The following is a 13,121-nucleotide window of genomic DNA, read 5'->3' on the forward strand; positions in this document are numbered from 1 at the left end:
CACTAATAAACAAAAAAGCCCCGAAATAGGGACTTCTTTAAACTTTTAATAAGTAAAGCAATGACCATTGCTCATTGCTCACTGCTAATTGTTCATTGTTTATTGTTATAGTCCTTAAGTTAAAAGGTTGCCCTTTTCGTCCCAGGTGGCGATTTCGTTTCTAGTGCTCTGATCGATGCATTTGGCCACCCATTCCGGATCGTAGGCCACGCCGTGCTGATCCAAAACATCCTGCGGAACGCCATCCCAAACGTTGGGGGTATTTCCCTTATAGCCCAGTTCGGCAACTCCTACTTTGGAGGAATAATAGCCACATACCGTTAATCCGCGCATCAAATAAAAAAATTGTATTTCGAGCGGTTGCGTGTCCAACGGTTTTTCTATATCATGATAACAAATGGCATCCAATATCTGTTTTTGCTGATCCAGGGCAGCCAATTTAAATTCGGTCCCAAAATCGGTATTGCTCCTATGGTCCAGCCACATTAACCCTCCTTTAAGTGTCAGCTGTAGCTCTGGGATATCCTTGCCCATAAATTCTATAAATTCAGGAACTTCCGCCTCTATTGGGCCTCCATTAGGTTCTTTGGGAGGGAGTATAATGGTACTCAATACCGCTATGGTCTCCATTTCATGTTCCGTAAAGAGCTGTTCGGCATTCAGTTTTTCAATCAGCTCCAACTCCTCAGGGGTACGTCCAAAATAAGGGGTGTTTTCCGCAGTGGCTATGGCTTCCTTTGCTGTATCGGGTCCATCTGTCTTGCAGCCGTGAAAGGCCAGAGCGGATGCGCCCGCACCAAAAATTATTGTCTGTATACTCTTTCTTCTATCCATGGTCTAGATATTTTGCTGTTTTAACTGTTCAATGATATAATCGCTTGCGCGCCAAGACAATGCCAAAATGGTCCAAGTACAGTTCTTGTCCGCTTGGGAGGTAAATGGTCCGGCATCTACAATAAAGACATTGTCCACATCGTGCAATTGATTGAATTTATTGGTGACCGATGTTTTGGGGTCATTGCCCATTCTGGTGGTCCCCACTTCATGGATAATACGTCCAGGAGCTTCCAGCCCATAATCGCGATCTTTGCCCGGCTTCTCCCCTAAAGGCTCCGCCCCTATATTATGAAAGATTTCCTCAAAGGTATCCTGCATATGCTTGGCCTGATTTTTCTCAAAATCGGACCATTTATAATTAAACTTCAATACCGGGATGCCAAATTGATCTACGGTGGTAGGGTCTATTTCACAATAATTCTCCTTGCGGGCAATACCCTCTCCCCTTCCAGCAACCCCTAATACGGAACCGTAGTACTTCTTTACATCATCCCTCAAGCTGTCGCCGTAACCACCCACCTTGAGCCCAAAGAACTTATTGAACTCATTGGGGTTAAAACTAAATCCATAACCCGGCATCCTCATTCCCCCACCTACTTCGATATGATACCCCCTTGGGAAATCCAACTTGGAATTATCTCCCCACCAAGGAGAATAGACATGGTTACTGCCTACGCCGTCCTCATTATAGGATACTTTTCTGTTCATCAATGCAGGCACAAAAGCGGCCCTGCTTGCCCCGGTGGAGTCGTGCAGATATTTGCCCACCACATCACTGCTATTTCCCAATCCGTTAGGATGTTGTTTACTTTTCGAATTCAAAAGAATACGGGCGGAACTGCAGGCGGAAGCCGCCAAAACCACCACCCTCGCCTTTAATTGGTACTCCTTTCTATCGTCCTTACTAATGTAGGACACTCCTGTTGCCTTGCCCTCTTCATTGGTGGTTACCTCCCTGACTACGCAGTTGACGAACAATTTGATCCGCCCCCCATTTTTTTGTGCAGGGAAAATAAGACAACTTCCAGATGAGAAATCGGCATAAACGGAACAGGAACGCGAACATTGTCCGCAGTAAAAACACACCCCCCGTTCCGTATTGATTCTTTTGGTGAGCATGGAAAGTCTACCCGGAATAGTAGGTATTCCTGCCTTTTTTGCCCCATTAATATAAAATAGCTCATGCAGTCTCGGTTTTGGGGGAGGAAGAAAAAAACCATCCGGATCGTTTTCCAAGCCTTCATTGGTGCCAAACACCCCGATAAGCTTATCTACCTTGTCGTAATACGGCTTTACATCCTCATAACCTATAGGCCAGTCCTCACCATGGCCGTCCCGGGTCTTCCCCTTAAAATCCTTTGGTCCAAAACGCAGGGAAATCCTTCCCCAGTGGTTTGTGCGTCCCCCCAGCATATGGGATCGAAACCAATCAAACTCGGTGCCGGGCTCACGGGTATAAGGTTCCCCTTCAATCTCCCAACCGCCATATGCAGCATCAAACTCCCCAAATGCCCTAGTAGTATTGGCTCCCCTTCTGGGAGATTCGTAATTCCATTTTAGCTGATTCATGGTTTTCGGGTCTGCCGGATCAAAAAATGGGCCCGCCTCTACCACCGCAACATTAAGGCCGGCGTCTGCCAATTGCTTTGTGGCCATACCGCCACCTGCGCCCGAACCAACAATTATTACATCATAAATTTCTGAAGATTCTTTTATCTGCATAATGGAATAAATTAATTTTAATTATAAACTTCAATATATATTTAAAACGAAGTCAAATTAGAATTTTTTGTCCAAACAACCTTAAAATTCATGTATTTTGATATGAAACCATTAATAAATGATAATATCCTATTAGAAGAGGTAAATCCATAATAATAAACAATCGGACAAGTGCTTCAGATCCGCGGTTAAAAATTCCATGGAACAGTATAGGTTGGATGGTTATGCCGGCAGGTCTACCTACTTAGGCCAAAAAATCAAAAAGGCCTCCTTTCGGAAGCCTTTACGATACATTTCCATAAATGGTATCCGGATTATTTTAAACTTTCCAGATACTTTAAACTTTCGGGTACTTGTTTTACAACCCTGGAACACTCGTCCTCTATGAACATATACTTGATCCCCAATTTTTTGGCTTCGGCCACAACACCGGCTATATCCACTTCCCCGGTTCCCAAAACCACATTGGTCTCCACATCTGCATGGCCGGTATTATCTTTTTTAGTGCCTTTTTCCATATCCTTTAAATGCAATAAAATGAATTTGGATGGATACTTTCTTAGCAATTTCAAGGGGTCCTCCCCTCCATGGTGTACCCAATAGACATCCATTTCAAAATCGAAATATTTGGCATTCTGTGCCATATAATCAAATAGGGTACCGTCCTTATAGGGCCTAAACTCAAATCCATGGGCATGATAGGCCAATTGTATTCCATTTTCCCTTAATAGCTTACCCGCCTTATTAAAAACGGCAACCGCCTTTTGGGTATCCACGATATCAAAATTGTTGCCGTCATGTGGGATCCATGCACACATTACATAGGAAGCACCGTAACTTTTGGCCTTCTTCACCACCTCTTGGGGGGAATTGGCCAAGTCCTCGAAGCCTGCCCCAACACTAACAACGTTCAATTTGTTTTTGGCGAGCAATTCCTTAAACTTCTCCTCTGGCATCCCATAGGAATCGCCTCCCTCCAAAACGGTAATACCCCAGTCCTGTATTAATTTTAAGGTACCGGGGATATCTTCCTTAAACTGATTTCTAAGACTGTACAGTTGTAGCCCTACCTCTTGGGCAGTTACCTTTGTGGTTTCGAGAAAAATAAAGGCAATTAAAAATAGCCATAGTAGTTGTAATTTTTTCATCTTGTCCAAAGTTATTTTTAACGGCTACAACTTAACAAATTTAGGTCAACAAATTTCCTTCGGCATCCCATTCCGCCATGTCGTTACGTTTGCTTTGATCCACGCATTTGGCCAACCATTTGGGGTCATAGGATTTGCCGTGCTTTGCCAAAACATCTTCCGGAACACCATCCCAAACGTTGGGGGAATTACCTTTATAGCCCAAATCTTCAATACCTTCCTTGGAGGTATAATATCCCGTTACGGTTAAATTGCGGATCAGGGAAAAGAATTGTTGCTCGTAAGTTGGATTTTCCTTGTCCGGAAAGGCAATGGCATCCAAAATCTCTTTTTGCTGTGCCTCGGTAGCCGTTTTAAATTCCGTTCCGTAATCCTTATTGCTCTTGTGATCCAACCACATGAGACCGCCTTGTAACGGGGTTTGGTAAGCAGGGATATCCTTGGCCATGAATTCGATAAAATCGGGTACCCCGGCATCGGTAGCACTACCATAGGTGCCATTGGAAGGTAATATCAGGGCACATAATACTCCTAGAGTAACCATTTGATGTTCATCAAAAAACTGTTCGGCATAAAGTTTTTTAAGTAACTCCTTTTCCTCCGGGGTCCTCCCAAAATGTTTTTCTTCCTGTACCAGGGCCTCTGCGGTTCCAGCCTCCCCTTCCGTTCCGGGCTTACATCCATTTATTGCCAATCCTCCTGCTACACCACCAAGGATAATGGATTTTATACTTTTTCTTCTATCCATAATTCTAGATATTTTGTTTTTTCAATTGCTCCACTATATAATCCGATGTTCTCCAGGCCAAGGCCAAGATGGTCCAAGTAGGGTTCTTATCCGCTTGGGAAACAAAGGGTCCCGCATCCACAATAAAAACATTGTCCACATCGTGCATTTGTTCCCACTTGTTGACCACCGATGTTCTGGGATTGTCCCCCATCCTTGTGGTACCCACCTCATGGATTATTTCCCCAGGGTTGAGCAGGCCATAATCCCTATCTTCTCCTGCCTTTCTACCCAAGACCTGTCCCCCCATATTGTGTATTATTTCCTCAAAGGTGTCTTGCATATGTTTGGCCTGTAGACGTTCGTGATCGGACCATTGGTAATTAAAGCGCAATATCGGAATCCCAAATTCGTCCACCTTTCCCGGGTCAATTTCACAATAGTTGCTTTCCAGAGCAATAGATTCGCCACGACCGGCAAAACCGATCATTGCCCCATAATATTTCTTTACATCCTCCCTTAGTACATTGCCATAGCCTCCAACTTTTTCACCAAAGAACTCATTGAGGGCATTTGCGTTAAATCCGAACCCGTAGCTCGGCATTCCCATTCCTCCCCATACTTCTATATGATATCCTCTTGCAAAATCGAGATTTTTATTGTCCAACCACCAAGGCGTATAGACATGCATCCCCCCTACACCATCTTCATTGTATGTCTTTCTGTTCATAAGGTCAGGGACAAACCCTGTCATTCCACCCCCTGTGGAATCGTGCAGGTACTTCCCTACCACACCACTGCTGTTGCCCAATCCGGCCGGATGTTGCTTACTTTTGGAATTTAAAAGAATTCTTGCGGTACTACAGGCCGATGCCGCCAGAACAACAATTTTTCCCTTTAGCCCATATTCCTTACGATCCTCCTTGTTTATATAAAGCACCCCCGTGGCCTTACCTTCCTCATTGGTAGTGACCTCCCGTACCATGGCGTTTACAAAAAGGTCTATCTGGCCCCCGTTCTTTTGGGCAGGGAAGATCAAACAGCTACCTGCCGAAAAATCGGCATATATCTGACAAGACCTACCGCATTGTCCGCAGTAAAAACACACCCCTCGATCGTTGTTTATTTTTTTGGTAACCATGGACATCCTTGAGGGAATGACCGGAATATTAGATTTCTTGGCCCCGTCTATATAGTACAATTCATGCAATCTAGGTTTTGGCGCAGGAAGGAAAAATCCGTCCGGTTCGTTTTCCAAACCTTCTTTTGACCCAAAAACACCGATAAGCTTGTCTACCTTGTCATAATATGGCTTTACATCTTCGTATCCAATAGGCCAGTTTTCCCCAAGACCATCAATATCCTTATGTTTAAAATCGCGTTGACTAAAACGTAGGGAAATACGTCCCCAGTGATTTGTCCTACCCCCCAGCATACGTGACCTGAACCATGAAAATTTTGATCCATTTTTTTGGGTATAGGGTTCTCCCTCAATTTCCCAACCGCCATATGCAGCATCAAATTCCCCAAAGGCCCTAGTGGTACTTGCTCCTCTCCCAGGAGATTCGTATGGCCATTTCAATTGGGTAATCTGTTCCGGATTTTTAGGGTCGAAAAACGGGCCCGCTTCTACCACGGCCACTTTAAGCCCTGCTTCGGACAGTACTTTTGTGGCCATACCGCCACCGGCACCGGACCCAACTATGATCACATCATAAATAGTTGATGTTTCTTTTATCTGCATACTTTAAAGAATTTATTTTGACGCTCAATATAAGTTTAAAATGATATTAAATTAAAATTTTTTATTCGAACAACCTGAAAATTCATGTAATTTGACACAAAATCAGGAGTAATTGATAAATATTTTTAGGGAATGACACGGGATACCCAAAGTTTATAGAAACCATTCCCTATAAACTTGGATACAGAGGGTCTTCTTAAAAATTCTCCAATTGTTCCAAAACCTCTTCGACAGTGGACACCGGAAGCTTACAAGTATGGTCCTGGCAAACATAAATATAAGTCCCATCATCCGAATAGCGCCCTTTAAACAAAGGCATTCCACTATCTTTATTACTGCCTACGATTAACGTATTGGGCAAATTATGATATTGTAGTTCTGCCAATAATTGCCCGGCATCATTGCCTACGACAGCAATTTCATAAAAGGGGTATGCCGTTTTCAACAACAGGGAATTCCATTTGGAATAATTATAGGCATTTTCCTCCAAAACGGAAATCATGGAAGAAAGCATGGACCTGGACTTTAACATGGCCGCCTTATCATAATCTATATGTCCCAAAAGAAACAGATTTTCCGCCATAACCGAATTGGGCGAAGGCAATACCCCATCATCGGTCTTGATTATTTTTGCAATTAATTCGTCGGTGGAGTTAAAACTGTACATCCCGGAATTTTCATCCGAAAATTTATACTGTGCCATTTTGTTCATTTTCTTGGCAAAGTCCAAATAGGAATTGGACATTGTTGTACTGTACAGTTTTAAGGAGGCACTGGTCAAAAAGGAATAATCCTCCAAAAATCCATCGCTTTTTTTACTGTCCGTTTTGTAGGTATGTACCAACTGATCCTTGTCCAGACTATTTTTTTCAATAAAACGAAACACTTCCTCTGCTTTTTCCAAATAGGCAGCTTCCTTAAAAACATTATAGGCATCCACAAATCCGTTGATCAACAGGGCGTTCCATGAGGTAATGATCTTATCGTCCGTATTGGGCCTGGTTCTTTTGTCCCGGGCCTTTAAAATTTTCCTATGCCACTGTGCCTGATACTCCGCCCATTCTTCTTGGGAGATATCATTCTCCTTAATAAATGCTTCGTCCCCGCTGGTCCTAAAAAGAATATAGGAATCATTTTCCCAAATGTTGGACCGATCAATATTGTAATATTTGGCAAAAATATCGAAATCGGATCCCAAAACGGACCTTAATTCCTCTTCCTTCCAAACGTAAAATTTACCTTCCCCACCATCACTATCGGCATCAATGGCCGCATAATAGCCGCCATCCGGATGCTTCATCTCCCTATCCAAAAAAGCAATGGTCCCTTCCACCACTTTTTTATACATCGGTTCCTTATAAACTTTATAGGCCTTGGAATAAAGGCTCAATAATTGCGCATTGTCATACAGCATTTTTTCAAAATGCGGTACCTTCCATTGCGCATCGGTACTATACCTATAGAATCCGCCGGCAATATGATCGTACACACCTCCCCAGGCCATTCTGTCCAAGGTGGTTTTAACAAAATCACGGGCTTCTTCATCCTCGGTCAATACGGCATAATCCAAAAGAAAATCCAGATTAACGGGGATCATAAATTTCTCAGACCCTTGGTTTCCGCCCCATTTTAGGTCCCAATTATCCTTCCATTTTTCAACACTGGTCTTTAGGGCCTCCGGAGTCAACCTCCCCAAATCGGAGACTGGCTGTATTATATTTACTTCCTGTATTCCTTGGGCCACCATATCGGCATAGTCATTGGCTTTTTTGGGATCATCCTTATATAATTTGCTAACTTGGGACAGCACTTTGCTCCATTGTTCCTTGGTGTGGTAAGTACCCCCATAAATTGGCTTACCGTTGGGCAGGGCAATTATATTTAAGGGCCAGCCTCCACTCCCTTTTATTAACTGCAGGGCCGTCATATACACATGGTCCACATCCGGTCTTTCCTCCCTATCTACCTTTATATTTATGAAGTTTTCATTCATCAATTTGGCCACTTCCACATCCTCGAAGGTCTCTTCTTCCATTACGTGGCACCAATGGCAGGAAGAATACCCAACACTCACCAATACCAACTTATCCTCCTTTTTGGCTTCTTCCAAAGCACTAGGGCTCCATGGCCTCCAATTTACAGGATTATGGGCATGTTGCAATAAATAAGGACTGGTTTCATTAATCAGGTCATTGGTATATTTATGCCCGCTTTTCTGGCCTTTTATATCGGAGCAGGAAAACAAGATCATAAAAAATAGATTGCAAAAAGAAAGTCTAAGACACATACTTCGGGTCATAAAGTACAAATATTGAAGTGATTTAAACTTTTAGGATTGATGCGAAAATTGATGGTTTTGAACCCATATGAAGGTTTTTTTGAGCTGCATAGCTAGGCTACGGAGCAAAAAAAAGACAAAATAGGGGTACAAAACGGCGATTTTTTAGCCAATTCGGAAAAATTTAAATCACTTCATTGTTCAGTTTTGAAAAATACAACAATTGATTTCAATAATCGTAGCAATAAATAAAGTTCTACGCCCTTAAAACTGTTAATTTTTAGTCGGATCCTGCTTTTTCTGTGCTAAAAACCAATCGTATAGCTCATTATTTCCGTAGGCCCTGTCCCAAGAATTATGGCCTACTCCCTCGTAAACAGTAAAATCCACCTGGTATCCCATCTCCCTTAATTTGGCCACCATTTCTATGGATTCCGATATGGGGATCGACTTATCCTGATCGCCATGAAAGACCTTAATGGGCATATTTTTATTTATCCATGAGGCATAGGGCACTGGGGTCATTCCACATACCACGGCCAAAGCGGCAAATTTATCGGGATATTGCACCGCCATTTCCCAAGCCGCACCCCCACCCCTGCTAAGACCTGTAAGGTATATTCTATTTGGATCCACCTTGTTGGTGGCAATAACGCTATCCAAAAGCTGATTTACGGCCCTGGTATTCCACCACATTTTTTCTTCCGGATTCTGTGGGGCCAAAATCAGAAATGGAAATTTTTTGCCCCCGGAAATTAATTTAGGAGGTCCGTTTCGCTTTACTGATTTTAAATTCCCCCCAGATTCTCCCCCGCCATGTAAAAAAAGTAACAGAGGGAACTTTTCCTCAGTATCTACCTCATAATTCATCGGGTAATACAGATAATATTTCAAGGTTTCGGAAGTAACCACCTCCATTTCGGAATTGATAAGTTCCGGTGAGGACTGGGAAGCGCAGCCTTCAAATATAAATAGGCAGCAAAATAGTATTACTATTGTTTTCACACGTTTAAATTTTTGTAATCGATTCATCAATAAATTAATTAAAAAACCCGCCTGAACGACTGTTCGGGCAGGTTGAGAACGTGTGTAACCACTCCGTTCCCACATTAAGAAATTTAAACATTCCCTTTTGTGAAGTAATTTATAAATTTCTTAATGTTCGTTTCATTTTCTCAATTAAGTTTTTGGGTGGGATTTCCTATCTTCATCAAAGGCCTTATCCCAGAAATATCTTTAATATCAATCCGTATTCCAAATTGGGTGAAAAGCCGCAAATTGATGCATTTTTATTTAACTTATCCCCAGTTTATACTTTTATTTAACATTCAAGGTCAGAACTCATTCCTTAAACAAAAAATAAAATAAAAGTTATAAATATCCAAAAGTGTTTTCATTTCGGGTTTTCGTTTTACTTTGGTACTTTTATCGGGCAAACAATAAATTAAGTATGAAGAAAGTGATCACTTTCGGGGAGATCCTCCTAAGATTATCTACCGAAAGACACCTTAGGTTTTCACAGGCTACCAATTTTAATGCCACCTATGGGGGTGGAGAGTTTAACGTGGCGGTATCCCTGGCCAATTACGGGTTTGATGCGGAATTCGTTACCCGTTTGCCAAAGAACGACATTGGTGAATGTGCCCTACAGGAAATTAGAAAGCACAAGGTGGCCACTACCAATATACAGTTTGGGGGAAACCGTCTGGGCATTTATTTTTTGGAAACAGGTGCCGGTACCAGGGGAAGCAAGGTTGTTTATGATAGGGCCAACAGTGCCATTGCAGAAATAGAGCCGAACACCATAGATTGGAAAGCCGTGTTTACGGATGCCGATTGGTTTCATTGGAGCGGGGTTACCCCTGCAATTTCCGCTAAAGCTGCGGCTGTTTGCCTGGAAGCGGTCAAGGCAGCCCATCAAATGGGAATTACCATTTCATCCGATTTGAACTATCGTTCCAAATTATGGAAATACGGGAAAGAGCCAAAAGATATCATGCCCGAACTATTAAAGTACAGCAATATTATTTTAGGGGATCTGGATACCGCTTTTTTTATGACCGGGCTAGATCGGAAAGATCCGGATTATCAGGATATGGACTCCTTACCCGAACTATACGACCTGCTTTATAAGGGCTCCCCCAATCTAAGTTATGTGGCCACCACCCTGCGATATTCGGTAAATGCATCGCATCAAAAAATAGGTGGAATCCTCTATGACGGCAAAAAAATACACTATGCAAAAATCAGGGAGGTAACCCCTGTGGTGGACCGGGTAGGGAGTGGCGATGCCTTTATGGGCGGATTGATTTACGGGCTCCTACAAGATAAAATAGACCATCAAAAAACAATCGATTTTGCTGCGGCCGCCTGCTGTTTTAAACATACGATTACGGGCGATTTCAACTTGGCTACCCTTGAAGAAATTGAGCAGTTGGCAGGAGGAAATTCCTCAGGAAAAGTAAGCAGATAAAACAAATACACTCTATGTCACAATTTTCAAGAATTGAAGTAGCCGCATTAATGAACGAAACAGGGCTTGTGCCCCTGTTCTATCATCCGGATGTGGACTTGGGAAAGAAAATATTAAAAGCCTGCTATGATGGTGGTGCGCGATTAATCGAATTTACGGCCCGTGGGGATTTTGCCCATGAGGTCTTTGCCGAACTGAACAAATTTGTCATTAAGGAATTACCTGAAATGGCCGTTGGCGTGGGATCTGTAACCGATGCTGCAGCGGCATCGCTCTATATGCAAATGGGTGCCAATTTCATTGTAACCCCTTCCTTGCGCGAAGATATTGCCATGGTCTGCAACAGAAGAAAAGTATTATGGAGTCCAGGATGCGGCTCGCTAACGGAAATAAACAGGGCGGAAGAATTGGGCTGTGAAATCATAAAATTATTCCCTGGCGCCAATTTTGGGCCGGACTTTGTAAAGGCCATCAAAGGGCCACAACCGTGGACAAGTGTTATGCCGACCGGTGGCGTAACCCTGGAGGAATCCAATTTAAAGGGATGGTTCAATGCAGGGGTTAGCTGTGTAGGTATGGGTTCCAACCTCATCAGCAAAACGATATTGGAGAACAGGGATTACAGTGGCCTGGAGAAATCCGTAAGGGAAACCCTGGCCCTTATCCAAAGAATACGGAACTAGAATCCTTCATTTACCTATCCGTTTCGTATTATAATAGTAAAAACCTCCGATTTTGAGAAAATCGGAGGTTTTTTTAATGAACCCATCTTTTTCGGATCCTCTTAACAGGCCCTAGAGGGACAGGGATTTCCTTATTCCCAATTCCAGTCCCCTCAACTCTGCCAGCCCCCTAAGCCTTCCTATGGCGGAATATCCCGGGTTTGTCCTTTTCCTAAGATCGTCCAACATTTTATGGCCGTGATCCGGCCGCATGGGCATCCTCAGATCTTTTCTACCTGCGGCACTTCTCTTTTGCTGTTCTTCCACCAAGGCCTTTAGCACTCCGAACATATCCACGTCCCCGGCCAAATGATCTGCCTCGTGAAAATTACCTTTGTCATCGCGCTGCGTACTTCTAAGGTGCATGAAATGTATCCGGTGGCCCAGACGCTTTACCATACCCACCAAATCATTGTCCGCCCTAACGCCAAAAGATCCGGTACAAAAAGTAAGACCATTGTTGGGACTATCTACCGCCTTATATAGATCAAGAATATCCTGCTCCGTACTTACTACCCTTGGCAATCCCAAAATTGGATATGGAGGATCATCGGGATGTACGCACATACGCACCCCTGCTTTTTCCGCAATTGGAATTATGCTCTGCAAAAAGGAGAACAGATGTTGCTTTAGTTCCTTTGCACCAATATTGTCATAGGTTGCCAAAATCTCATTGAACTCCTTTAAACTATAGCCTTCTTCGGCACCTGGAAGCCCTGCTATAATATTCTGCACCAATTTCTTCCTATCCTTTTCCGAAGTTTTATCATAGTACGCCTTGGCCGCTTTGCGCTCTTCCATTGTATATGATTTTTCTGCCCCGGGACGTTTCAATAAAAAAAGTTCAAAGGCCGCAAAAGCGTCCTTTTCAAACCTCAAAGCCGTAGATCCGTCCTCCAGCTCAAAATCAAGATTGGTTCGCGTCCAATCCAGTACGGGCATAAAATTATAACAAATAGTATCGATCCCAGAGGAACCCAAATTGGTAATGGTGGTCTTATAATTTTCAATATACTTCTGAAAATTGCCTTGTCGCGTCTTAATATTTTCATGTATGGGAACACTTTCTACTACAGACCAGCTAAGGCCCACCGCCTCTATTTCCGCTTTTCTCTTTTTAATTTCGTCCACTGGCCAAATTTCCCCATTGGAAATATGATGTAGGGCCGTAACCACACCGGTTGCCCCGGACTGCTTAATGTCCCATAAGGAAACAGGGTCTTTTGGCCCGTACCATCTCCACGTATTTTCTAAAGTCAAACTCATTACTATTATTTTTATACATAAAACATTACTCCAATGGCGGCCATATTATTTTAATCCACCTTCCCCCCATAGTAAATCTACCCCGGGGAATGCCCGCCCGCAACGGATTATTCAAATTCCACTTAATGGACAAATAATTTGCCAAGATATTAATTTTAAAAGTATTGTACAGCCCATTTTGGAAAAGATTAAAATTGTATCAAT

10 protein-coding genes are annotated in these 13,121 nt (G+C 42.9%); 2 read left to right on the forward strand and 8 right to left on the reverse strand.

The window, feature by feature from the left end:
* Nucleotides 1-114: 114 nt before the first annotated feature.
* The 7 genes from D0S24_RS11650 to D0S24_RS11680 all read right to left on the reverse strand — a co-directional run bounded on the left by D0S24_RS11650 (nucleotide 115) and on the right by D0S24_RS11680 (nucleotide 9,461).
* Nucleotides 115-834 carry a gluconate 2-dehydrogenase subunit 3 family protein gene (locus D0S24_RS11650; RefSeq protein ID WP_117020040.1) on the reverse strand — a complete coding sequence of 240 codons (720 nt, stop codon included), beginning with the start codon at nucleotides 832-834 and terminating at the stop codon, nucleotides 115-117.
* Between the two features lie 3 nt (nucleotides 835-837).
* Nucleotides 838-2,559, reverse strand: coding sequence for a GMC family oxidoreductase (locus D0S24_RS11655; RefSeq protein ID WP_117020041.1), 1,722 nt, complete (start codon nucleotides 2,557-2,559; stop codon nucleotides 838-840).
* Between the two features lie 314 nt (nucleotides 2,560-2,873).
* A complete protein-coding gene (locus D0S24_RS11660) occupies nucleotides 2,874-3,707 on the reverse strand; it encodes a sugar phosphate isomerase/epimerase (RefSeq protein WP_117020042.1) in 834 nt (277 codons plus the stop codon).
* Between the two features lie 40 nt (nucleotides 3,708-3,747).
* Complete coding sequence (locus tag D0S24_RS11665) at nucleotides 3,748-4,455, reverse strand: gluconate 2-dehydrogenase subunit 3 family protein (RefSeq protein ID WP_117020043.1); 708 nt, start codon at nucleotides 4,453-4,455, stop codon at nucleotides 3,748-3,750.
* 4 nt (nucleotides 4,456-4,459) lie between these two features.
* Nucleotides 4,460-6,178 (reverse strand): GMC family oxidoreductase, encoded by a 1,719-nt coding sequence (locus D0S24_RS11670; RefSeq protein ID WP_117020044.1) that lies wholly within the window; start codon nucleotides 6,176-6,178, stop codon nucleotides 4,460-4,462.
* Between the two features lie 196 nt (nucleotides 6,179-6,374).
* Nucleotides 6,375-8,429 (reverse strand): thioredoxin domain-containing protein, encoded by a 2,055-nt coding sequence (locus D0S24_RS11675; RefSeq protein WP_251795777.1) that lies wholly within the window; start codon nucleotides 8,427-8,429, stop codon nucleotides 6,375-6,377.
* Nucleotides 8,430-8,729: 300 nt separating this feature from the next.
* Nucleotides 8,730-9,461: a prolyl oligopeptidase family serine peptidase gene (locus D0S24_RS11680; RefSeq protein WP_251795778.1), complete on the reverse strand. Its 732-nt coding sequence runs from the start codon at nucleotides 9,459-9,461 to the stop codon at nucleotides 8,730-8,732.
* Between the two features lie 445 nt (nucleotides 9,462-9,906).
* Between D0S24_RS11680 and D0S24_RS11685 the strand changes: the two genes are divergently transcribed.
* Entirely contained in the window at nucleotides 9,907-10,929 is a 1,023-nt protein-coding gene (locus D0S24_RS11685; protein WP_117020047.1) for a sugar kinase, read from the forward strand.
* A 14-nt stretch (nucleotides 10,930-10,943) separates the two neighbouring features.
* Nucleotides 10,944-11,612: a bifunctional 4-hydroxy-2-oxoglutarate aldolase/2-dehydro-3-deoxy-phosphogluconate aldolase gene (locus D0S24_RS11690; protein ID WP_117020048.1), complete on the forward strand. Its 669-nt coding sequence runs from the start codon at nucleotides 10,944-10,946 to the stop codon at nucleotides 11,610-11,612.
* A 111-nt stretch (nucleotides 11,613-11,723) separates the two neighbouring features.
* Here the strand turns inward: D0S24_RS11690 and uxuA are convergent, their stop codons facing one another.
* Nucleotides 11,724-12,917, reverse strand: a complete 1,194-nt coding sequence (uxuA, locus tag D0S24_RS11695; RefSeq protein ID WP_220377756.1) for a mannonate dehydratase — start codon at nucleotides 12,915-12,917, stop codon at nucleotides 11,724-11,726.
* Between the last annotated feature and the right edge of the window lie 204 nt (nucleotides 12,918-13,121).

The sequence above is a fragment of the Arenibacter sp. P308M17 genome (assembly GCF_003426735.1).
GTDB lineage: Bacteria > Bacteroidota > Bacteroidia > Flavobacteriales > Flavobacteriaceae > Arenibacter.